The 24477-nt window shown below is 55.9% G+C and carries 17 protein-coding genes; 3 read left to right on the top strand and 14 right to left on the bottom strand.

The genetic code is table 11. From position 1 onward, the window contains the following. Nucleotides 1-103: 103 nt before the first annotated feature. Nucleotides 104-532, top strand: a complete 429-nt coding sequence (locus INT12_RS16780) for a hypothetical protein (RefSeq protein ID WP_193039930.1) — start codon at nt 104-106, stop codon at nt 530-532. 177 nt (nt 533-709) lie between these two features. Here INT12_RS16780 and INT12_RS16785 read toward each other — a convergent pair whose 3' ends face one another. Next, nucleotides 710-1183, bottom strand: a complete 474-nt coding sequence (locus INT12_RS16785) for a hypothetical protein (protein WP_090208694.1) — start codon at nt 1181-1183, stop codon at nt 710-712. A gap of 182 nt (nt 1184-1365) precedes the next feature. Between INT12_RS16785 and INT12_RS16790 the strand changes: the two genes are divergently transcribed. Then, complete coding sequence (locus INT12_RS16790; RefSeq protein WP_193039931.1) at nt 1366-5844, top strand: sacsin N-terminal ATP-binding-like domain-containing protein; 4479 nt, start codon at nt 1366-1368, stop codon at nt 5842-5844. Between the two features lie 222 nt (nt 5845-6066). Beyond that, a complete protein-coding gene (locus tag INT12_RS16795) occupies nt 6067-6468 on the top strand; it encodes a helix-turn-helix domain-containing protein (protein WP_090208700.1) in 402 nt (133 codons plus the stop codon). A 167-nt stretch (nt 6469-6635) separates the two neighbouring features. Here the strand turns inward: INT12_RS16795 and INT12_RS16800 are convergent, their stop codons facing one another. The 13 genes from INT12_RS16800 to INT12_RS16860 all read right to left on the bottom strand — a co-directional run bounded on the left by INT12_RS16800 (nt 6636) and on the right by INT12_RS16860 (nt 24474). Beyond that, on the bottom strand, nt 6636-6854 hold the full coding sequence (locus INT12_RS16800) for an antitoxin Xre/MbcA/ParS toxin-binding domain-containing protein (protein WP_090208703.1): 219 nt from the start codon (nt 6852-6854) through the stop codon (nt 6636-6638). A 329-nt stretch (nt 6855-7183) separates the two neighbouring features. Further along, nucleotides 7184-8266: a hypothetical protein gene (locus INT12_RS16805; protein WP_226926227.1), complete on the bottom strand. Its 1083-nt coding sequence runs from the start codon at nt 8264-8266 to the stop codon at nt 7184-7186. A 984-nt stretch (nt 8267-9250) separates the two neighbouring features. After that, nucleotides 9251-9913: a competence protein CoiA gene (locus INT12_RS16810; protein WP_193039933.1), complete on the bottom strand. Its 663-nt coding sequence runs from the start codon at nt 9911-9913 to the stop codon at nt 9251-9253. 169 nt (nt 9914-10082) lie between these two features. Further along, nucleotides 10083-11192, bottom strand: a complete 1110-nt coding sequence (locus INT12_RS16815; RefSeq protein WP_226926228.1) for an RES family NAD+ phosphorylase — start codon at nt 11190-11192, stop codon at nt 10083-10085. A gap of 211 nt (nt 11193-11403) precedes the next feature. Beyond that, on the bottom strand, nt 11404-13155 hold the full coding sequence (locus tag INT12_RS16820; protein WP_016981727.1) for a UvrD-helicase domain-containing protein: 1752 nt from the start codon (nt 13153-13155) through the stop codon (nt 11404-11406). A 43-nt stretch (nt 13156-13198) separates the two neighbouring features. Beyond that, complete coding sequence (locus INT12_RS16825; RefSeq protein ID WP_193058936.1) at nt 13199-15103, bottom strand: ATP-dependent nuclease; 1905 nt, start codon at nt 15101-15103, stop codon at nt 13199-13201. Between the two features lie 102 nt (nt 15104-15205). Further along, entirely contained in the window at nt 15206-15880 is a 675-nt protein-coding gene (locus tag INT12_RS16830; protein ID WP_193039935.1) for a hypothetical protein, read from the bottom strand. After that, nucleotides 15867-16826, bottom strand: coding sequence for a hypothetical protein (locus tag INT12_RS16835; protein WP_193039936.1), 960 nt, complete (start codon nt 16824-16826; stop codon nt 15867-15869). The genes INT12_RS16830 and INT12_RS16835 overlap by 14 nt, the downstream gene beginning before the upstream one ends. A gap of 11 nt (nt 16827-16837) precedes the next feature. Next, nucleotides 16838-17305, bottom strand: coding sequence for a hypothetical protein (locus tag INT12_RS16840; RefSeq protein WP_226926229.1), 468 nt, complete (start codon nt 17303-17305; stop codon nt 16838-16840). A 656-nt stretch (nt 17306-17961) separates the two neighbouring features. Continuing rightward, nucleotides 17962-18810, bottom strand: coding sequence for a hypothetical protein (locus INT12_RS16845; RefSeq protein ID WP_193039937.1), 849 nt, complete (start codon nt 18808-18810; stop codon nt 17962-17964). Next, on the bottom strand, nt 18807-20048 hold the full coding sequence (locus INT12_RS16850) for a hypothetical protein (RefSeq protein ID WP_193039938.1): 1242 nt from the start codon (nt 20046-20048) through the stop codon (nt 18807-18809). Before INT12_RS16850 ends, INT12_RS16845 begins: the two co-directional genes overlap by 4 nt. Then, a complete protein-coding gene (locus tag INT12_RS16855; RefSeq protein ID WP_193058931.1) occupies nt 20045-20692 on the bottom strand; it encodes a hypothetical protein in 648 nt (215 codons plus the stop codon). The genes INT12_RS16850 and INT12_RS16855 overlap by 4 nt, the downstream gene beginning before the upstream one ends. After that, nucleotides 20689-24474, bottom strand: a complete 3786-nt coding sequence (locus INT12_RS16860) for an ATP-binding protein (protein WP_193039940.1) — start codon at nt 24472-24474, stop codon at nt 20689-20691. Before INT12_RS16860 ends, INT12_RS16855 begins: the two co-directional genes overlap by 4 nt. Nucleotides 24475-24477 lie beyond the last annotated feature (3 nt).

Here is a 24477-nt window from a genome sequence, read left to right on the forward strand (position 1 = left end):
GGAGCTCACTGATTGAGGAATGCAGAGCAGACGCCATGCAACGCGTTGCAGCGACGGTTGCTCCACGGGCATCATGAAATCAAACAACAATAAGGGCAGACCTATGACCTCCCCGACCACGGAAATTTTCATCTTCATCCCGCAGCAGCTTCAGACCACGTATTCTCCACAACTCGGTGACAAGCTGGACAGTCAAGGGGAATCCATCTTCCAGGCCATTGGCATTTCCTATACGATCGTGGACAGGATGATTGCCCACAACGCCAGCTGTGCGAATGCGGCTGCGGATTTCTTCGTGACGACGCTCATGAAAGACGGTTGGTCATGGGACACGTCGTACCAGTTGGTCATGGAGACCGATTGGCAGCACCGGATGTACCGGGCCTGGAATGCCCTGAATGCCGAGAACCGCGCGAACGCAGCCGCGCTCGATTACGAGGTGTACCAAAACTACTGGCCAAACCTGGACTTTTGCGCGGATGGGTTTGAAGCGGAGATGGAGCGTTGGATCTCTGAGGTTTTGAAGCAGTAGCACTCTACTCAACACGAGCACCCTACTCTCCCGAGTGTTTGGGACGTGACGATTAGGCCCAAGGGTGAAGGAGCGCCACCCTGGCAAGCAATTTCAGCCGTTTGGCTGCCTTGCAATGCACCGCTTCCCTTTAAGCTCGCAGCCTCGCTCGGTCGAGCCCACCGAAAGCCGATATAGTCATTCCCACTCGGGCAGTAGTGTCCCACCTGGTTGCAAGCCATATCCACTACCTGGTTTACCAATCATATAGCCACTGTTAGCACTGCGCTCGAAACCAGATACCAAGGCAGTCAGCAAATTCTCAGTAGGGGCGCAACCTGAGACTGCGACAGTGAAAAAAGCCCATAAGCCGCCATCCCGTTCAATAGCGCTGGTCTCAAATTCAAGCTCTTCGTGTTCCGCCATTAAACCGGCCTCTACCAAGGCGGCTTTGCTAAAAAGGCTGGCAAGGTTAGAAGGAAGCTCTTCCAATTGGCGATCGGTGATGGGGCTCAGTAGCGCGAAATGCTGACGTGGGGAATACATGCTTCCAAAGTCCTTTTTTCTGTAATGGCCAATGTTATCGAGTGCCCGTTGATCTGCGCAACCACTGCTGTTGCGGGTATGGAGGGGCAAGATCTGCAGCCGGCGCCAGCAGATAAGCACGATCATCAGATTGCGAAGTGCACCTTAGCTCGGGAACCCGTAACTCCACCTAAGGCGTGACGTATCTGCTTTATCCGCCACCCAACTGGTATACAGGCGGCGCTCCGAACCCTAGCCATCCATGGAACTGGCACCGAAGCGAGTCTATGATCGGCTGATCTCAAAATGCCTTTATGGAGTAGTCCATCATGGACGAGCAACTCGGACGCTTACACGCTTCAGCCTGCTTTAACTCGGCCTCCACTTTCAAGGAGCCGACGCTGCGCAGCAAAGCGTATGCGAATGCTGCACTCACCGAGTTTGTAAAGCTTCAACGTGAGCAGCCCGAGATCCTGACCACCCTGCTCAAGGGAGGAAATCAGGGCGCCAAACGGCTGAACACTGACCCTTACCAAGGGCTTCGTGAGGTTATCCAGAATGCTGATGACCTGAATGCCACCTCCGTGCAATTTGGTGTACAGACTGTTCACGGCAGTAAGCAGTTGGTCATCGTCCATAACGGTTTGCCCGTGGAACTGCCTCACGTGCTACCAATGATCTACCCCTTCTACTCCACCAAGCAGCAATCAGCTGAGCTCAAAGGTCGGTTCGGTATCGGCCTGAAAACCCTAACGCAGCTCGGCGATAATCTGACAGTCCATAGCGCGCCCTTCCATTTCGGCTCACGTGACGACCACGTGGCCATGGTGGAAGAAGCCGAGCCTATCAGGGATTTCTACGATCCCCACGCCGACCACACTATGGTCAGCGTTGACCTCTATCCAGATTATGACCTTGACTCTCTAGAAGCTTGGTTCGATGACTGGGCCCCCAGCGACCTGATCTTCCTGGATAACGTTCGCGCTATCACCTTGCTTGACCTAGATGCGGGTATCTCGCTGAAGCATTTGGCGATCCAGCAGACTCAATCCGATCGCCACTTCAACCTAGTACTTGGCAAGCACCAGAGCCGTGTCACCCACTCAACCTTCCTGGTGGACGACGGTCTATGGGAGCGCTTCGTTTGTGAAGTGAGGGTTCCAGCTGGAAAGGCACGTGCAGCCAAGGCGACTGGCGATTTCACACCCATTGGTGTGGCGATACCGGTGAACGGGAGTGCTCAAGGACGGATCCATGTGGCGCTACCCACCAAGATCCACACCAATGCTGCATTCTCTCTCGACGCACAGTTTGACCCCTCTACCTCTCGGGAAGACATGATTCATGGCGCGTGGAATCAGTGGTTGACCGAAGCATCCGGCCAGTTTCTAGGTGAGCTGGCCATTTATCTGGCGCAGCAACGCAATACCCTTGCTTGGTTAGCCGTTCCTGTCGGGGCGAAGACAGACAGCAGTTCGGACTGGCTCAACAAATTGTTCCATGAACAATGGAGCAAAGTGATAGAGGCCTTCAAAGCTTGTCCGACTCTCATCGATGGCCGCTATGCGCTGAGTCAGATTTCTTATTGCGATGAGTCGATCGACGGGATGCTGACAGAAGCTGACCACCTCGCGGTGAGCGGATGGCCAATGCTGCCCGAGTGGATGCGGGACAGTGACGGGCGTTGGCGGGTCGTCCTAGAAGCCCTCTCCGTTTCACACTCGCTGGAACTCGAGGATGTGTTCGAACACTGTGAGCGATTCGAGCAAAAGTCTCCGTCATGGTTTTTGGACATGGCTTTAAAATGCCTTGAACTGGACGAGGACTACCTGCTGCTGGATTCTCAATGGGTACCACTTGCAAGCGGGCAACGTACACAAGCCAAGGCCGAAGACGAGGCCGACTCCTGGCTAACAGGGCAGCCACCCGCGATTGGATTTGCAGCCCGCCATCATCTGACAAATGTGGTTCACCCTCTTCTTCTCTCCACGCCATATGCGCCCCTCGTCGCATGGCTATCAGAGAGCGCAAATTACAAGGCAGACGTAGTCGCCCAGGACGTGCTTGAAGCGTTTGCCAGGCGCTTCTCGCAAGACCCGATTGCAGCCGATAAGCAAGACCTCCTCGATCTGCGAGACCTGTTTGAGCACGTCGACACGAAGAACAGTCAGTTGGGCCAGGAGGTGGGCGCGGCACTGCTAATCGACGCGTTCAGTCATGTTGCACTCGAGGATGGTCGATCAACCGTTACGAAGGTGCTCGCCTCCCCGACTAGCGTGTACCTGCCAGCATCCATCGCTGATTCGCAGGACACATGGTCGAAGGCGGCGGGCACCACTCCTGAGCTGCTGTGGGCGTCTGCCAGCTACGCCGAGGTGTTCAAAATCAGCAGAGCAGAACAAAGGGGCATCCAAGGCGAGTCAGTCACCACAACTCGGAAGCGAGGCGTGAAGCGATTTCTGTCATTGCTTGGCGCCGAGGTTTCTCCTCGCCTCGTTGAGGTCGCCACGGACTCCGCACACATCGTGCTTGCCTCTCAGAGTGCAGCTCGCCGCTTCCTGGGCCGGGCGCGTGGTGGACTAGCGCGCGATTTCGTCTCGCCCGATCTTGATGCCGTCATCCGTAACATTCGCCAGAGCCCAATCCAGCCGGTATCACGGAGAGGACGGAAATCCCGTGAGTCGGCGCAAGCGTCCGCCCCCACGGCCGTTGAGAGAGCGATAGCACTTTTTCGCTGTATCGACAGCAACTGGATCACCTTCGAGCCGTACAGCAGAACCTTTGCCTACCGAGAAAGCGGAAGGAGTGATAGCTCACCAGTGCCCACTACTTGGCTCGCGAGATTGATTGATAATGCGTGGTATCCCAACTATGCAGGGACACCGTGTAGACCAACCACCCTCATTGTTGAGACGAAGGTCACGCTCGCGATGTATGAGCATCACACGGATTTTGCCAGTGGCTTGACCGAAGCTGACGCGAATAGCGAATTTGCGCGTGCGCTGGGGATGCGCGTCAATCCGCCCGTTTCACAGTTGGTGGCGGCTCTTGAGCGTGCCAGAAACACATCTTCATCTGACGAAGTCAGCCTGATGAGGTTATACAAGGCCCTGGCTGGCCATTGCCCACAGGGCGCCTCCACCGTCGCGCATGAGGCGATGATAGGCGACATGCAGGCCGGGAGTCTGCGTGGGAAGTTCGGCATTCAGCGTTCACATAAAGGGCTCATTGCCCCGTGCGTCACAACCGCTAGGCACAGCAAGGAGTGGTTCAGCATGCGAGCGGTTTTTGCCGGCAAAGACATCTTTCATGGCAGACAACCTTTCGTTCTGTATGACCGCAGCGTCACTCCGTTATGGAACGCACTGGGCATCATTCACCCGGACTTGAAAAGCTGTATCAGAGAGCTGGAATCCTTGGCCAAGACCGCCTACGACCCCAAGCAGGACGCATTGTTGCTCGACATCTATCGGCACATGGACAGGCAGCTGGATAAAGCGACTGCCGCAGATAGACGAAGCCTGAGCCTCCTGCCATTACGATCGGGCGATACCTGGACAACAAAGCGCCCACTGTATTTCTCACACTACTCAAACCTCAAATCCGACAGGATCGCCTTGTGGACGCCACCTTGTGCGGCTGACACCATTTCTCGATTCGTAAACGCCGCAGGGCTGGAGAGGCTCCCATTCGCTGCAGCCGCCCCTGCGATAACGAACGCGACCCCTGACGTGCTCGAGTTTCGTTTCCAAGCTGCGCTTCGCATGCTCAAGGCTGACCTTGCGAGAGAAGATGAACGCTCCTACAAGGCGATGGAGCCCTGGAGTCGTTTCGACAACGCCCGACTCAAGATGCACCTACCAGGTCAACTCATCGTTAACGCCGCCCCAAAGGGGGCGCGGCAAATTCCAGTTCAGCTTCACGCCTATTCCGATTATTCCGGCCTCGCGGTGCATTTCGACGACGAAAAATTCATCGGGAGGAGCGAGCATGGCGGCATCGCGATCGCGGGTCTGGGAGATGGAGCGTGCATGCGTGAGATTGCGCTTGCCTGGGTGTCTGCCTGGGCTGCCAGTGAAGACAGTGAATACATTCCCGACATCAGCCTAGCGACTGATGCTGTGGAGACCAGTCTTGATACGTTGATCGCGGAACAGGAAAGGTTGAGTGGCAATAATCGTAAGCGGGTAATCAAGCGGGATGCTGGTACGATGGCTACTACGGACAGTGCTGAGCGCCCTATTCAAACCCGTAAGCTCAAGGCCCTGCCTCACGAATTCCAATTCACCGTCGAAGCCGTTGATGGAAGCGATCTCGCACACAAAGGGCCGCAGCCGCGCAAAACCAGCCCGCTGCTGAATCCATCTCCTACACCCAAAAGGCCATCTCCACCCTCGGCTCCAGAAACCGCTTACAAACAGTACTCATCAGCAGAATTGCAGACCAAGGCTTGGGCTTATTTGGAAGCTTCGATGCAGCGGGATGATGCTGTGCTTGTGGATTTACAGTCCTACAGAGGAATCGGCGCTGACGGGGCTCTGGATCAGAGCACCTTCATCGAGATGAAGTCGTTCGCCCGCGCAGCTCCTTCAGAGATCACTCTGACTGAAACCGAGTTCCGTCGCGCAGAAGCAAGCAAAGCCAATTTCTACCTAGTGATCGTATCTGGGTTGGAGGAGGGATTCGAGACTGAGCTGCGTATTTATATCAATCCTACCAAAAACCTTCCCTGGACGCCCAAGGGTCAAGTATCCATAGGTGGACTGGCTAAAGGAGCTGCCTTGGTGCTTAGGGAAACGATGGACTAATCAAGCTAAGTTAGCTGATCTGTTCAATCAGCTCGGGCATCCGGCCGCACCGGAATGCTTGCGAGCTGATTCTCTGCAGCTCCAAGAATGCCGAGTAAGCCCGTTCCTCCAGCCAAGCTGGTGCTAGGGCGTCTGTGATACGCTCAGATGCTCTACGTAGGGTCTTTCCGCAGCTGCAGGCGTGTGGGAGTCCTGCTCGGCTCACCCTGGTCAGGTGTTCACATGTCGCTCAAAACAGGCTTTGCCAACGTACTGAAAACTTTGCGGATCAGCCGAGGCCTAACGCACAAGCAAATGGCCGAGGCCAGCAGCCGTGGCTACATGTCGAAATTGGAACAGGGGCTATCAAGCCCTACCGTCGACAAACTAACTGCCATCAGTGACACGCTGGGGCTGAGCCCTCTGACACTTTTTACTCTGACATTGAGTGTGGAGAGCGGACAGCCGATTGATAGCCTGGTGCAGCGACTCAAGGCTGACGTGGCAGACCTTGAGGCCCATGGCGCCCTCAAACAACTGGGGGTCTCTTCACTCCCAAGTATCAATGTGCAAAAGGCCGCTCAGTCCCGGCGGCTGGAGGTTGCTCGCCCTTCCCCTCAAGCTGAGCTGTGCTTCGCCGAGTAGCTAGTGCTGAGATTGCTTCGGGGTCAAAGTCCAAGACCAATCGAGAAAAGGTGTCCCCGGTTGTCGACAAGCTCAGGCTTCAGCGTGAGCATCGGAGCGTGCGATACAGTGGTGGTCGGCCCGGCCCATTGGCTAGATGGATGCTTGAATATTTCAACCGAGGTCGATCAGGCAACGAATCCATGCTCCAAACGCCTGGCATACTCGACAGCGGTCTCAGTCTCCACACTGCTGGTGACCATGCAGGCAGGGGCTTTGCCGCCAAATACTTTTATCGGACGTGACATCCAGTGCATGGCTGCGTCGATATCACCGCCATACAAGCGCTTCGCGGCGTCGAGCACTTCCAAATAACGGGCCTGTTGATCGGGGGGCAAAGTGCTCATGAGTACGCTCCTGCGGCGGTCTAGTTCTATCCTACACCATCGCTATCCGCTCACTGTCTCCCCTCATCGGCGAGCCTGGTGCCAGTTTCAGGCGTGCCTGTTACTACGATGCCGGCAGGTAGTTACGTTGGCCTGAGGCTGGCGTCTTATAGAACGTGTAAACCAGTTTTTTGACGTGTAAAGCGCTGTGGTTTACACATCAAAAAATTGGTTTACACACCGTGTCGAGGGCGGTTTCAAGCTATATCTTCACTTCTCTCTCGGATTGCCTCCACGCATCCCCTGCGTATCAGCACGCGTTGACTCAATTCCACAACACCATGGTTTCGTCATTCGCATGCTCGGTGCAATTGCTCAGCAAAGAGAGGCAGCAAAAGCTCGGACTCGGCAATCTGCCACCAAACCGTGTTCTCATGCTCGTCGCTAAGCGCCAGCAGATCGTGGGTCAGAAAGACCTCAAATCCTGCCCGGGCGACCTTGTCTTCGGCGCTGAGCTCATAAAGCCCTGCTTCGGCGAGCAGCTTCTTGACGATCAGGGGCAGCAACCATGCAGAGAAAATAAGGTGGTTATAGCGTGGCCAGATGCTTCCCTTCTGACCGGTACCAGGGCCATGGGCGGCAGCGTTACGAGCGGCACTGAAATCGTGTACCCAGGCGTCGAGCGGGCGGCTTACGTTGCTGTCCCAGTGAGTGCACCACCAGCGCTCGTCCAAATTGCCGTTGTACCAAGTGGGCGGGTTCGGTAGCTCGTCGAAGTGTTCGTTGATGGCCCTGCGAAAGGCTGCCTTGTCATGCGGGACGGCCAGCAGCGTGTCGATGGCGAGCCTCATCAGGATCAGCTCTGATCGCTCATCCATGGATGAAGCATCAGTGTTGGCCCTGAGGTAAGAGACGATTGCTTCGTCGATGCGCTCCTTCAGGTCTCCGTCAGGGAGTTTTAGCAAAGCTTCCAGTAGTGGCGCATCGAGTGAGATGCGAGTGCGGTTGTCGACATGGTAAGGCCGAACGAACTTGAGCCCGCCGCTCCCTGCCAGCATGTTTTGCGTATTGCCGTCACGCCGGCGCGTGGTCATGCAGGAGTAAGTAGGCGTGCCGACATCAAACCGCTGCGCCACGACCTGCAGGGTGTCTGCGTTGTAGTATTCAGACGTAGAGCAAAACTTTCGCTTAGCTAAGGCTGAGAATGCAAGGTAGGAGCCCTGAACCAATCGCTCCTGGATTTGGGCATCGGATGCCTCCAGGCCCGGCGTGTCCTCGTCCCAGATGATGAGTGTCGCTTGATTGATTGGCTGAGCGGGGTGAGAGCCAATTCCCCGGTCGCCATAGTTACCTAGAACGCCGTCGAATGCTGCTTGAGGGATGCCCAGCAGTTCGCCAGGGAGTCGACCGCGCTCGTAAGGGATGAGGCGCATGTCTGCGATCCGAAGCTCCTCGGTAGCCGCTACCCAAGGTAGAAAAAACACCACTGCCATAGCCACCCCCGTTCACGTGGTCTTGGGCTGAATGATCTGTAAGCGTCCGGCGAACTAACCTTCCGAAGCCCCGTTTTAAAGCGATGGTGTCCGCGTATTTTTAAGCGGACGCGATCGCCATTTTCACCGGGATTTCCATGCGCCAACGAAGCTCTGATCCTAAACCTTCAGAGCTCAGGTTGCTCAGGAATCAACCGGGCGCCACGGCATCAACGCCAGCAACGCCTTCGCTGTAAGCATTTGTCCTTCTGAAGGCTGCACCTGGACGACCTACCGAATCGTCAGTGACCATTGAAAATGGGTATAAATGGGTGTGGAAACGTTTGTGCAGTTGTTCCTGAGTATCCTCGATGCGTGCACGGCTGTGGCCAAGGTTGCTTTAGTGTAGACCGAACCCCATTCGCTTAAGCTCTCCGACAAGCTCTTCGCGTCCGTGCAGGCTCGAGACGCTCCGCAGCCTGCTGACCACCTGCTCAGACCAGCCCGATGCCTTCATTCCTTCGCGTTGATAGAACGCACCAAGGCGCTCGTCGTATTCAGCGAGCGCATCAGCTTCGCCGGCGACCGAGTAGGTCTCATGGTGGAGCACTGCGTGCTGAGGCAACCTCGGCTTGACCTTGGCCGGACGATCATCCGACGGGTAATCGTGTGCAAGAAATCTGGGTGACCATGGCCCAGCACGGATACTTTGGAGCCACTCACTAGAGTATGGCCGTCAGGTTGCGCAGGTGGTTGCTTTCGAAATCACTGCGTCGGATCTCAGGTTTGCAATTCGAATCAGTGAAACACCTTAGCCTCCAGGCAACGGTCGAGCCTCGAGCAAGCTGTAGAGCGCTTAGCTCGCCTGCGACAAGCCCCGGCATCAAGGAAGCCGTTGAGCCATGAGCGTGTGGTGTTGCCCATACGTTCAGGTGCGCAATGCATCTAAAGCATCCCGGCTGGGCCACCACCCCGGCTGAAATCGGTCTCGCCTCGGATTAAGCCTTGGCAAAACAAATCCCGATCAACAATTCCGACTGTTCCCTCTTTGGTCGTAGGGTCGAACGCGCACACCCTCCAAAACCCCGCGCCCCCAAAGTCCACAAAAACGGGTGTGCGGGTATGCCAGCGGTGGAATAGGCGGCTACGCCCCAGCCACTTGAAGTAGGCGTAGCCCTCAGTGGAGATTCCACTGCGTGAAAGATTGAAAAAAGAGCTGTCCAGTTCGCTGCGTGTCCCGTCGATCACCCAAACGATCCGCTTGTAGAATTGCTCTCGCGCTGTCACTTCCTCGGGATCGATCGTCGAGCGCTGGAATTCAACTACGACACCGTGACTGCTCTTCACATCGGCGATATGGCGTTCACGGCTGATCGGGTCTTGATGCATGACCTCCTGCCATTCTGCTGGGAATCGATTCTTCCATTCCCGGTGCCAGGCCGTCTCGTTTTCCCACCACGGGTCACAGCTGAGTTTTGATCGATGTGCCCAGTGCCAGATCACATGTTTGCCACATTTGGATATCACCTCAGATTCACAAGATGGGCAAACCCCGCGCAGCTTCGGTTCGGCTTCCATTCGGGTGTCGCCCACGTGGGCATATTTCATCTCTCGCCCTCCCTGGTCTCGCTGATTTTCCGAGCGTTTCAGTATGGATGATGGTCTTGTACTTTTCGTAGTGTAGGCGCCACCCTCACCTGTTTGGGCTGTGCCTGCTACCAGCCCGGGCTATTTATGCCTCGGGTATGGCGTTGGAAGATTCTGTTTCTTTCAGCACCTAATCCATCGTGCCCACATTGTCTTTATCGATGGTGTGAAGAATCATGCTACCGGCCACGTACTCGATACTCAATGGATCACCCGCCTTTGCGCCGCTCACCCGGTATCCGGTTGCAAAACGCACCGTGGATGACGTTGGCTTAGCGGCGGCATGCGAGAACAGTACAATGTTCCGCCCCTCAGCGCGTTGAGCAGAGCGAAAGATGACGCCGTCAAAGCGCGGGGAGCACTTGAGGGCCAAGTATTCGGCTACAGCTTGGGTAATCAGGTAGTTTCGTTTTTCTTCCTCATCGACTGGAATCCTTATTTCCTCGTGAATTTTGCGAAGGAAACCTTGGCGATCAAGGTGCTTGAAGTACTCAGGGTCGAAGAAGCTTGGAATCGGCCCTAGATTAGCGCCTTCGAAGCGTTCGAAGTCGAGTACTCGAACCGCGCGGATGAGCTGGAATCGCCCACTGATGAAGCTGTCCTGTGGAAGCGGGCGCAGTTCTGCGATGCATGTCTGACGATCGAATGCACCGTAGAACGCCGGGATTCCAGCAGGGTTCATTCTACCCTCGCCCGATACTTCTTTTGGTGGTGAACCCAGTTCAGTGTCGGGGTTGTCCCGAATCCTCTCGACCTTTTCAGCAGGACTGCGCCGCGCGCGGTAGATTGCGGGACAATCATCCGGCTTGAGGGTCTGCACGACATGGTCAGCCTCGGCTGACTCTGCGTATTGGCCCAGGTCGTCGAACAGCCAGCTGAGAAGCTGCCTGGCCTCGTCGTTGAAGAACCGACTGCTGTGCCGCATGCCCTCCTGGATGTCGCACCACCGATTAAGCGCACTTTTAACCCCAGCCGGACGAATGCTGTAGTGGATGGTGGTGGAAAAAATGGGCAGTGCGTCGCACTCCTCACTCAGTCCACCACAAACTGCCTGAACGATAGGTGCACCAGGGGAACAAGCGAAGACTTCGGCGACCCAGTATTTCAATGGTTCGCCGGGTGATTCCAGTCTTGAACCGTCGGAACCCCAATGACGATGATTCCGCGCCTCCCAGATGTATTGGTCGAGAACGGCACGCGCCCGCGCAGTGATCTCGACGAGTGCGACGCTTTGGGCCATGTCACCACAGAGGCTACAGTGGTCGAGCGCCCCAGTTTCAGTGACCCATGTACTGAGAAAAGTGTCGTGTACGCATTTAAAGCACACCGCGCTCGATAACGTCATTGAAATCAGATCCACTCAATCAGTTGTTTTGAGCCGTCGATGATAGGGCGCTCGTTGCCCGTGGGATTGAACAGGTTTCCGGTCATTGAAGGCACGCTCAAGTCCTTCACGGCAGTTGGAAGCCCAAATTGACCAGGGTTGGACGCTCGCGAGGTTTCAGCGTTTTGACTGCCCAAATGAGCATGTGCCGAGGTCTTGAGCTCGCGACGTAGGCAAAACGGGCGGCCTCAGACTCACGGTTCTGTAGCCAGTCGGCCCAGTGTGATTCACCTTTGCCGCGTTTACGTGAGGACACAACCACAGTGACATCGTGAGTCTCACCTTTGACTTGGTGAATCGTCTCGTAACGCAATGTCTCCGATTCGCCATCCTGGATATCCTGACTCGAGAGACGGATCGACACTGGCTTATCACCTTGACCACGCTTGGTGACGAGGTTGAGTCCTCTCAATTCCTGCAATTCATTAAGAATTTCATCGGGCACGAACGCCTGGTCAGGGAGTTGTCGCAGTGCGAGTTTTGCGCAGCGTACCCACGCTGACCAATTTTGATCGGAGTTGCCGGCGCCGCTGGCAACCATGAACCTCAGGCTTTGGTGGATGAATTTACGCCAGGCCAGTTTCGACTCCATTGAGGTTGGGCAATAGGGCCCCGTCTTGGTGACCTCCAGCTTTAGCTTCCCTGCAAGCCACTGGGCGAATGTCCTGAGACTCACTTTGAGATCGCTCAGGCTCCCTGAGCTGGCGCCAATGCAGGCGACTGCAAGCAGCTCAATGCCTTCAAAGGTCTTCCCGTTGCGCAGGCGCTGAAGGGTTGCATGCCCTCGGGCAACCAGTACCACCTCATTGTATGCAGCTGTCAGGTTTCGGATCGTAGGCAGCAGCTCGGATGGACAACTTTCGTACTCGAGAATTTTGGGCTGGATGGATGCGATTTCAGGATTCCCCGAAACCTTCCCGGTACCGACGATGTTGCTGCAGAGGTCGACTATGGCCTGGCCGCTGCGCCAATTGGTGGTCAGTTCGTACTGCTTGAACTGCAGTACGCCCATGAGCTTGTTGACGTTGGCCGGGTTCGATTTGCGGAACCCATAAATCGATTGGTTTAGGTCACCGACGAAGTGAAACTTGATCCCAAAGCCGCTGAGTTTGCTCACGATTTGCAGTTGTTCAGCGGAGAGATCCTGGCACTCATCCACGATCACAACGGGAAACCGACGGGCAACTCGGGAGAAGTAGCGGTCAAACTGGTGATCTTTGAAGGCCATAAGCGCCAGCATATCGATGTCACCATGGGTAGCGTAACCACCGAGCCAGAACCGCCTCTTCGTGGCTACGAGATCCCGATGCATATTGTCAGTAACCTCCACGGCGTTGAGCTGATGATCGAGCGCTCGATCGCCGGTCGAAAACTTGAAGCGCCCCGCCTCCAAGTCATAGTTGTACCGACAGGCTGAGATGCGGCGACCACAAATCCGTTGCTGGGTCTGGAAGATATTCGCTTCCTTCTCAAGGATACGGATACGGAAATCGCCATCCTTGCCTGGATAGCCCGTCAGCTCGCTGGCGATGCTGGCCACCAACCTAGTGAGAACAAAGCTGTCGAAGGTAGAGATACTGTGGGGTAAGCCGATAGGCCCGCCCAAGTACTTGTGCACCCTACTCCGGAGCTCGTCGGTCGCACTGTTAGAAAACGTGAGAACAGCGATACCCGAAGGCGAACGTGACCACACCTGGATGGTTTGCGAGACCATTGCAGCCACCACCTCGGTCTTGCCACTACCTGGGCATGCTTTCAGGTAGCTGTGCTGATCAAGCGGCGCTGCGATGTATTCCAACTGCTCCTTGGTGAAGTTCATCGCCTGGCATCCTTCGGCCTCGAGCCTTCAGGCCTGACCCGGGTCATTCGGCTTGTTCCTCGATCCCACAAGCCCAGAGGACGGCTAAGCGGATGTATTCCGGCACGATAAAGTCATCCCTCACGTTAGCCAGCGCGTCCGCGAATGCCTGCGCATAGAACCCTTTGCCAATTTCTTTGGTTTCGATTCGATCAAGCATGTCATTCGCGTACGGCGCCCTCTCCCCTGAACTCATGGTCGAGTAGTCCAGTCCAGCCCGCCTTGTCAGCTCCCTCACCACTTCCCCGCCTTGCACAGGCCAGAGAGTGGCCGCAGCCGTCGACATCAATCTGAGGTTGTTACCCTCCATCGCGATGTCGTACTCGAAGGTCTTGTACTTACCTGCGAACAACCTGCCGAACTGCGACTGGCTGATCGGCCCTATCAATGCCAAGGCCGGATTGTCGCCTACAAGGAGGTCATCATCATGGGGAAGAAACGGAACGGGGATTTCTTTACCGTCATCGCCTGCAACCGACCTGATAGATTTCGGTGGGTCATTGTCGGTAAGCCCTGCACACCTGATTGGGACATTCTCGCCTGGCTGGCCGCCCGTGACATCGCAAAACAGCTGCATGAAATGATTGAAGTAGATGCCACCACGATTGATCACCGAGACGCCGTAGTCGTCCAGGCAGTTCTTCCCCTCTCCGTAGGGGCGCAGGACAATACGCGCCAGCTCTGGCAGCACCATCGCCTCAGCGATTCCTTCTACGAGCAGTGCCCCTTTGGAGAAAAGGAGGTTGGATTTTGTGACGTCCAACCAGCGATCCACAAAGCGGCGGCTGTGCTCAGGAAGGCCGCACGCGCTGAGCGGTATTGCTACTGGCCTTGCGTCATTTGAAATGTGGATGAGGTGATCCAGGGAGACGGCGGCAGAGATGACCGTTGAGTGCGTGGTGATGATGACCTGGATGCCACGTTCTTCAGCCACCGTTTTCAAATGCCGCAGCAGGCGCAGTTGAAGCTGAGGATGAAGATGCGCCTCTGGCTCCTCGATCAACAGGAGCCGCAGATAGGTCTCTTCGCCTCGATCCTCTTCTTCCTCCAGGATCAGTTCAGCCAGGATCGACGCGATGTACAGGAGGTTGTTGTAGCCAAGGCTGTTCTCCTCCAGCGATCGGAACTGGGTCGTGTCAGCCTCGCTGAGGTTAGGGAAGTACAGAAGCCGCAAGCCCTCCACGATCCGGGAGAAGCTGACTTCTGAGAACTGAATCATGGTGCCCTGAGAGAGATTGAGCCCCAGCGCTGCCTTCAGGTTGTCTCCGATTCGCTGATTGGCTTGTTTGATCGCAAATTCGTCGCTCTGTGAAAGCTCACGATTGAAGTTTCCGACATGCTCTTCCAGCGGGTGAAGAGTCTGTGCCTTCCTGGCCTCAGCGAGCTCTTTGCGGCAGAGGGCCTTCATGAGCCGGGCAAGGCGGGACTGGCGACCTTCGCGCAACTTGTTCTCGGCATCGCGCAGCGGAGGTAGGTAAATACAATGGATGTAGTCCAGCGTCTCGGACTCGAACGGTTTGGCATGCTCGTGCCCCGCGTAGGTGTGGTGCCTGAAGCGCCCGCGAGACTCTTGATTGCGGGCCTCAAAAGTCAGCTTGGCCTCGTCGTGATTTCCACACCAGGATTCGAACGCAATGGCGTCCTGATCATCCAGACCTGAAAACGTCGCCTGAATCTGGATGCTTTCAGCAGCGACCGCGCCCGGCTCAAAACCCCGGTAGAAATCGCGCTCACTAATGATTCGCTTGCCTGACTCCGAGTCGTTGAAGAGCTGGCGCACTGCACTGACCACGCCAGTCTTGCCGGCCCCATTCTCTCCCACGAGCACGTTCAGCCCGTCTCGAAATTCGATGGTGAACGGCTCACCAAAGCATTTGAAGCCCTGAACATCCAGCGTACGTAAATACATGAGCATCCCTTCTTCATAAATTGCTAGATAGCCGGATTTGAGCCGCGCCACCTGTACTATCACAGTGACATCGAGCCAGGTCTGCTCGTTTGTGGTGCTTGGTCAGGAAAAGCACATCATTAGCGGTTGCCTCACCTCAGGTGCCATCAGCTTGGAAATCTCTTCTACCACCCATGTCGCGCAAGGCCACAGCGCCTGTACAGCCAGCAGCACGGTGAAAACGAAAAACGCCCGCAGGAGGTAGTCATGCGCCAGCTTGATATAGCTCACCTTGGCGTTGTTGCCCGGGTAGTTTTCGATGACTTTGACGGCGATAGACTTGGCCAAGCTCGCGGCGGGTTGTTGCGTGCTCCAGCAGCGTGAAATATCGTCGGCCCCCACCATGTGGGCATTGCTCACGCGCAGTACGCAGAACGCGCTGTACCCTGCTCGAAGGACATACGCCACTGCAAGCGCAAACACCGCTAGCGACAGGGCGCCAAGGACTTTATTGGTCTTGTCGCTCCAAAGGGTCGGCAATAACGACACCAACACCGGGATGAGTGCGGTTACTGCCGCAAGATAGACCCCTGCTTTCGTGTCAGCACCTCTACGACGCTCCTGTTCGGCGTCGTACATCCGGCGCGCCTCTTCCAACGCTATTTCGCTCTGGAGATCCCAATTGCCGTCGTTGACGGATGCTTTCCACCCGGCGCGCATTTGGTCATTTGCGGCAACCTGTTCAGGCGTAGGTGGAACCAGGGTCGGCCAAAACAATTGCCTATCAACTCGGGCCATTTCGGATCATCTCCAGCTCATCAACGATTGCCGCAGCAATTGGGTATCCGGTTTGATTTTCGATCCAGGCCCACTGACCGTTTGGATTGATCTCCAAAAACCACAGCTTTTCATCTGGGTCACACACCAGATCAATAGCGCCATACCGCAGGTTCAGACGGTGCACCAACTCTCGACATTGAGCAGCCACTTGATCGGGCAAGCTGATGGCCTCGTGGCGTAAGTCAGGGCGGCTACCCCGTCGCCAGTCAACTTCGGTTTCTTCGTTATCCTGAGACCAGATGGCAGTGGCGAACACCTGAGCGCCAACGACCGTGACGCGAACATCATATTTTTTTGGCACTTCAGCCTGAATGATCAACGGGGCAAGGCCAAGGGCAGGCGCATCTGCTTCGGTCAATGGCTGCAGCCGTGAGGTGAACATCACCTTCTCCAGCGCGCCCGGCAATACCGCTTGCCGCAGAGGCTTCCCAACAGCCCTTCCCTCTGCCGTCAGTAACTCGGCGGGCTCCAACTGGTTCGTTATGGCAGTATCCGGGATATTGAAACCGAGGTGCCGCGCAATCAGGAGCTGTCGCGGTTTATCCTCAGCCAGAAAGATCTGAGTAGGGTCACTGAACCAGCAACCCTCCAATCGGAAATAGAGACTCTTCAGGAAGCTGCTCCATTCCGCCTCAATGTAGGCACGCTCACCCGCATCCAGGACTGCCTCAGGTGCTTGTGGCGCGCCAGGCCTGCGAAAATAGGCAGCAGTAACGTCACGCCCTGTAACTCGTTTCCCTTCCAGCTCAATTGCCCAATCATCCATGGCACTCACGCCCAACGTGCTTCGAGATAGAGGGAGTAGTTCAGTGTTGAGCCTGAAATAAGGCAAGCCCAGCCGTTGGAGCTTTGCGACGACGAAGTCCATCGTTATGTCGCGGCGATTAGTGACCAGCAGAAACATAGTGGAAAGCCTCAATCCAGGTAAAAACGCTCGTCGAGGCCGAATTGCATATCCCCTGGATCATCGTGCTCAAGCTCTGCCTCGGTTTTGGTCATCAGCTCCAGCATGGCATAGCTGTCACCCGGGTCATCCTCTTCGATCACCGTATCAGTCTTGGTCATCAGTTGAAGCAGATGAGAGGCCTGCCCCTTGGAGATGAGATCGTCGTCACTTTCGGGCTTGGAGTTTGTTTTTGTCAGCGTTTCGAGCGTCACGAACGAGTCGTCATCCTCTTCACTGTTGACCTTGGTCTTGGTGAGAAGCTCGTCCAACGCTCCGCGAGCAATAACGGGCTGAATACCATTAGGTGTCTCAACAACCCACATATCGTGCTGAGTCGAGTAATAACCTGGCAGATTGTCGGTACCTGTTCTCGGCACAGCGCTTCTTGCGAGCAGGGGTGAAACTGCCTTGTAGGCGGGGATGGAGGCTGTAGGCATTACGCTGAACTCCTGTATGGCGATTTGCCAACATGTTACGGAGAACTGAGCGATTCGTCATGTTCGTTCCTGCTGAGCACCTGTAGGCCAGTGTGTTGCGTTCGTTCGCAGAGGACACTTCGTGAATTGATACCTTTGATCCTCAACACTGCAGCCGACCGCATGGGGGAATAGTCAAATTCCAGCGTTGGCCCGACCCATCATCGGCGAAAGTCGAACCTTTCCTGATTTGGCGACAATTTGGCACGACAACGTGGTCGCATAGATGCTGCGGCTGATGACCGGAATTATGGCCCAGGCGCAGCAGCGTGGTGAGGTTCGGCCTGGCGATCCGGCTCTGTATGCTTTCTCAGTATTGGGCCAATGATTGCCGGCGCGCTATTTCGAGAGATATTTGGCCTATCGAGTCCTTATGCTCCGAGCTCCAGGCGCGTGCCAAGCATCGTGGCGACACGGTTGTCAGGGGAATGCTAGTACCAGTTGAACAAGGCCAGTAGGTGCTGATGCCCGATGTGTGTTGAGCGGACGCTTACCTGGAAGTCCCTTCTTCGGGAAACAATCACGGTCTATACATGGGCAGCAAGGCTATCGACCCTAGGTATCCACGAAAGATAACAACAACAGGTGCCTACAACGGGCACCTACGCATTACACTTTCAATCAGCGGTAACGTTGCACCAGATCTTCAGCTGCCGTCTCGCCATGGATTCCTGACTGAACCCGGTACGAAGGTCGCCGAGGACGAGTGCTAACGGATGACCCGACCTGGTTAGGCCATCCATCATCTGCAGTTGGTTCATGTAGTCATGCGGCTTATCCAAGCCATCAGCTTTGAGCTCACGAAGTCCATCAAGGTTGCAGCTTATGACCCCAGAGCAATTGGCTGCATTCAAGCTGTTGGCCAAACCTTGAGGATCGGTGTCTGGGAAATAGAAAACATTTGGCGTCTCCTCGGCCAGCATCGCAGCCGTAGCGGGTGAAAATTGTGGCGACCCCCTGAAGACCCACGGAACTCCCGCAAGCTCCTCAGGCATTTGATACAGATGAGCGCCCAACAGGACTGCAAGATTCTCGACCATCACGAACCGGTCAATGCCGGCCAGCACCTCCACTGGGAGCGCTAAAGATCCACCGGGTGGAATCATGAAGCGGGAACCACCCAAGTCCACTCTCCCCTGAGGGCTACTCACCAATACCAACAAGCGGCCGACAGCTTCATTGGAAGCTTTTTCTACTCGAGTATGGCTGGCCAGCGCGAGCCGTGAGCCTTCGACCTTCCTGGACTCAACCGGATCCCAGTTGGCCTTGTCGATCAGCAGGCTTCTAAGTGCTTGCCTGTCAGCAGGGCTCAGCAACAGCTTACTGCCACTTACTTCACCGACCCCATAGTCGCGGTGAATCGTCTTCCAAAATTTGCCGAGCGCCACACTTTCAAAGCCCATACGCACGAGCGCGCTGATCATCTCTATACTTCGCTTGCTGCGTAACACGCTGTGGTTGCTCATTCGCCCCGCCTCTTGATACGTAAGGTAAGGTCAGTCACGAGTTGGTTCGCGATGCCTCTGGGCATGGGCTCAGCTACTGGCTCAAGCACGTACCGCAGGGGTTTTTCAGTTTTCTGCGCAACCAGCACAAGGTTTCGGTAATAGGCATCTAGCGCGTAAAGCCAGACATTCACCCCGTATTCACTCTCGGCATTGTCTTCCCAATAACGGCTGGCGCTCTGCGGCACACGATGCTCTTTCAAAGCTAAGAGCATGGCTTCCAAGTGCGGTTGAGCAAATGGAATGGGGGCCTCGACGACTTCCAGCTCGGTGGGGATCACACGTGCTGCTGGCCGGGCCGCAAGATCTTCAACGGCTTTGCGCACCCTCGGTGCGGGCAACGAGTGGATGAGCAGCGCCATATCGTCAATCGCTTGGGAGTCTTCTACGGGAGGGTGCAGATAGCCGCCTAGAGATAAGGGCGATGCGCATACCCACTCAGCCGCATCCGCGCGATCCAGAATGCCCTCAAGATCCGGGACATTGCCGGCTTGGAGCCAGCTTTCAACGGCCAGCACCACTTGGCGCAATCGGTTACGTTTTCTTACCGTTACTCCCAGCTGGTCGAGCCGGGTGATCAAGTCCCCCAGGCGGGTGCGCTGGCGCATAATTGCGTTGTGAAGGGTTGTCAGCAGCAGCCGACGCAGTGTCCGGTCATTGTTACACCAGCCTGACAGCTTGTCGTACTCAAAAGCGTCCAGCTTGTTGGACAGACGCTCCAGGCGTTCCACGGCTTGCCGGATGTCGCGCAGGCGGTCTTCAAACCGGGGCGAAAAGCCGTATCGGCCTTCGATGAACTCAGTCGTTGCTCGATGCTCATCGCGCAGGTGCGTCACGACCTGGCGCACGGCCAGCCAGATTGATCGCTGCTCCTTATCAGCATCGGCTAGGGATAAGTCCTTCGCTGCCAGATACCGCTCGCAAGCCTGCTCGATCTTGACCAGCAACTCTTCAAGATCCGGTGCGGATAGCTCGAAGCGTTGCGAACTGATTCGTACACCGAGGTCGATCAGGAGGGAGGAAGGGTGCAGGCTTCCTTCGAACTCATCGACCAGGTGCTGCTTGATCAGCCACATAATGCCCTGGGTCATCATTTCTGGCTTGGCGGCACCCTCCTCATCCGCCTGGACAATGGTTTCAAGGGTGGCGGCGTTTGCGACCAGGTGCTTTCCGAGCGTTGCCCAATCTTCGGCTCTCACAGGATGAACTCGCTCTGTGTGTCGGAGGCAGCATCGCTTTCGTCGTCGGGAACTAACTTCTGGTGCTCCACGATCCAGGACATGGCCCGATAGATATAGGTCATTTTGCCCGTGGCGACGAAGATGGATGATCCAACCCCTTTCCTGACCAGGAAGCCCGCCTCTTCCATGGTCTTGAGCACGACGGAGAGCTTCTCGCTGTTGCTGTCTCCACGCTTGGATTTGCGGAAGAAAGCGTGACCCGCAAGATCGCGCAACTGATCTCCACAAATCGAGCTGTTTTCAACTTGTGCCAGAAGCTGCGCGGTATGCACTTCCTCCCCAGGAGCCAGGCAGACGTCTCCCCTACCAGCCCGGGCACAGAGCTGGATGAATTCCACCACAGGCCAAATGGCGTCACGGATATGCTTGAATTCCTCAGCAGCGGCAATGCGATCATTCGCATAGGAGAGGCTCACGAAGCGCGAGAAAAACGCGCTTGGTTGCTCAATACTGCCCAGCCAGCCAAGTGTCCGACCCAATGGCTGCAGAGCCTGGTCGACAGCGCGGGCATAGCTGGCGTCACAGAGCTGGCTGTACAGCTCAGGACTTGAGTAGCGACAAATGAAGCGGCCGCCCAGCAGGCTTTCCAAAGTGTCTCTCATACAAATGCCCCCGGCCCATCGATATCTGGCCCATTGGTATGCGGCCTATTGATATCCGGGCCATTGAGATCGAGCCCATCATCAAGCTCTAGCTCATCATTCAAATCAGCAAGTCTGTCGGTTTCGGGAGCTTGATACTGCTTGACGTACACGGCCCCCGAAGGCCGGCGGTCAAGGGCATAAAGGTGCGTGAAGTGACGGATAAGCTCAGGGGCGCCACCGGGAAATCCGAGCATCAGCTGTGAGTTACGAGCGTTGAAGTATTTAAGCAGGGTATACGCATTGTTCACATCGAGCTCCAACGCCTCATCAATCGGCAACAGCAGATCGAAGTCAGCATCACGTCGAATGAGCTCAAATAGCGCCTGGTAAATCATCCCGACGATGATCTTGAGCTGGCCTGTACTGAGCCCATCGCCCAAGTCTGCGGTGTTGAAAGCGACCTTCTGAACACCGTTGACCATCCAGCTCAACGAAACGTCGAAGCAGTCCGCAAGCTTCGGGGAGAGCCAACCCCCTGCCTTCATGCGCCGCTGCATGGACATCAGTCGTTCATTGAGAGCGTCCGTTGGGATCTCGCCAGACTTGAGACGCCAGCGGTTGAAGTGCTCCACTAACCCCTCGATCTCGTCCCATGCACTGATGTCGTGGATCCTGGAAACCACTCGAAATTCGAAGTTGGTAAACTGAGGAAACGCTGCCAGCACCTCATTCACCTTCCTGGTGGCCTTGCGGCCGAGATCCATGATGGAGCGATGCAGTCCATTGAGCACTGACTGGTTTTCGGCGACCTGGGTACATAGAGATCTGACACGGGTGATCAGCTTGCTGCGCTGCACGTCATGACCTTCTGCCATGTACACCTGCAATTCAGGCGTGGCGTGGAACCAGACTTTCTCACCGGTGCCATCCGCTTGGCGTGAGCGCATCGCGATGTCCTGGATCGCGTCAAATTCCGCGGTATCGCGTGGGCCGGCCATAATGGCTTGCTCAATCTTTCTGAATAAGCTCCTGCCTTCTTCTCGCTGGCTCCTGGCTTCGCGCTCCAGTCGCCCTACCTCGGCCTCGATATCGGCCGGCGTGAGCTTGCGCAGGCTATCAAGATCCGAATTCACCACGGGGGTGTCCTCTAGCCGCTTTATGACCGATGCCAGTGTCGATAGCTTCGTACCGAGCACAGATTGGCGTTCAGAGATCACTGCCGAGGCGGCCTTGAAGGCATTCAGTTGCTCAGTCCTGGCTTGCTGGAACGCTTCTACTTCAACTTGGATACGGCTGGCCAGCTCTGAAGCCTGGAGGTGCGTGGCTTTGAGCGTAGGGAGCTTGGGCAGGTCATCATTAAGCCACCGCTGGTAGTTTCGGATGTCGGACAAGTGGTTATTCAGGGTGGCGAGTTTCGACTCCAATGCAATCATCGCTGCTTCAAGGTTTTTGATGGCATCACTATCCACCCCGGCCTCTGTGAGCTCAGCGAGTCGAGCAGCCGTGTAGCCATCCACTTTCTCGGCTTGCTCTCTATCAAGCGCGTCGAGGGCGTTCTTTTTCGCCCGTTCAATTTCATCCAACTGAACCGCAAGCTCTTGTTTGACTTTGTCCACGATCCCTTTGAGGTTCGCCAGATGGTGTTGCTGAGACCTTTTCAACTCTTCGCGCTGGATGACATGAGCTTCCAGGCTGCGCTCAGCTTCAGCTAAAGATTGGGCACATTGAGATCGCAGGCGACCGATGTTCTCTTTACCCTCTTCTTCCAACGTGGCGATGTGGCCTTGCAGTGCTTGGAGATTCTCCTGATGCTTGTTCTGGCGACGGAGGATCTCGACAAGTAATGACTGGTGCTGCTTGCGCTGTTCCAGCATCACGGAGGCTTTGCGGGTCAGGCGCTGCTGTTCTTCGTCGACCTCAGTAAGGTGGTGATTTGCTAGAGCCAAGCTTGACTCTATTGCTTCCCTGTCAGACTCTGCCACTGGTTGAAGCCGATTCAGATCAAGCTGAATCCCGAACAGGGTGGACGATTCGAGCGCACGTGAGGGCGACAAGTCATTGCGCAATAGGAGCCCGCGGTCGATGACCTTACCGATCGATTGCTCCCAAGCTGGGCACTCTGAGCGCAAAAATGCCAGCAACGTGTCCTCGCTTGGATTGAGTTGACACTTGAGCGTCTCGACTTCGTCACGCAGTTGCTCACGACGCCTTACGACCTGCTCCTGCTCATCGGCTACCGCTTGCTGCTCATGAGCGAATCGCCGCTGCTCGGCGCCGTGCTCGGCAACTTCGATCGTTGCGCTGTCCAATTCGGCGCGGATGAGGTCGATCGACCACTGTTCGTTCTGTATCGCATCAGCGGTTTCCGGTAGATACCGAGTGGCACTCAGGAAAGCGGCCTGGCTTTTGAGCTCTACGAGCGCTGTGGCCAGCAAGGTATGCTTCTGCTCGTGGTCTTCAAGCTCACTGCTATGCTTTTCCCGGGCAGATTCGAGTTGCTGCTCCAGGTGATCCAGTTGAGCTTGGGCCTGTGCCCGGGTATCCATTTGCCGTATTTCGGCCTCTTGGCTGCGGCGTTGTTTTCGCTCGAGCACTGAACGGGTCAGCTCTGTCTGAAGCTTGTCATACCGCTGTTGAATGCCTTGGCCTTGCTCGACGAGTATGGAATGCTCGCCTGCCGTAGCGCGCAGTCCCTCCTCCATGGCACTCATGGAAGCATAGTCCTTCATCAGCGACGGGAGGCTGCTTTGGTCATAGCTGTCCCGTTGGCGGATCAGTGATTCGACATCTCGCAGGGCCTCCCTCTCTGCACGACGCGCGGTGCCAAGCCGGTCGTGAATGGCCTCGCTTCTTTCGCTGTAAAGGTCGGACGCGGCGGATTCGCGTGCCCTGGCCTCCTGGATCTCCGCTTCGACGGTTGTCTTGGCAGCTAGAGCGTCCCGTTGTTGATCAGTTGCGATTCGTTTGAGGCGGCCTTGCTGACCTTCGTTGGTGACCAACCTGGGGTGCAGTTGGGCAAGACGATCGATCATGGGTCTGATCTGTTTTTCCATGATCAAGAAGCTTGCGCGGCTGTCGATCGCTCCAGTGAATGCGGCTAGATCCATCCCGGAAAGATCGACACTCTCAACGCCTGTCTCTTGTTGGAGTATCTCTTTCATCGCCGACTTCATGGAGTCGAAGGTACCTTTGGACTCCAGAAGCGAGAACATCAGGTTGTCGATGCCGCCGAAGTGATGCCGCAGTGGTGCCAGTGAATAGGAGCGCCGAAGTCCTGCAATCATGCGCTTGCGTTCGACTGAATTGATGCCCTCAAGATCCGCTACGCCTGTGTTGTACTGGATTATTCTGAGGTAATCACGAGGGGTGAGCTCGGGGGTGCAGTCGATTCGCATATTCATTGCACGACGCTGTAGACTGCTCGGCTCGACTAAAAGACCAATGATTTGATCTACATACAGAAGCTCTGGGTTCCACGCGCAACTGACCAGGCGGTAGGCATATCCCGAGTGTGAGCGATGAAGCACGGCGCACCGCGGCTCATTCTTATGATTCAGATATTCGAAAACGATGTAGCTGGTGAAGCTGGGTAAATAGTGGTCGGCAAAGCTGGAGGTGTTTGTCCCCGCCTTTACCATCCTTCCGGCGCTGGCGCCGTAGAACAGCGGAATCAGCTTCAGGAAGGTCGACTTACCGATGCCATTGGTACCTGTGAGGCAGGTATTGGCATCAACGAGCACTTCGGCCTTGTCGCCGGCACACAGCGAATCAATGAGAACGATGCGGAGCAAACGTGACATAGC

The organism is Pseudomonas sp. K8 (assembly GCF_014889455.1).
Lineage (GTDB): Bacteria > Pseudomonadota > Gammaproteobacteria > Pseudomonadales > Pseudomonadaceae > Aquipseudomonas > Aquipseudomonas veronii.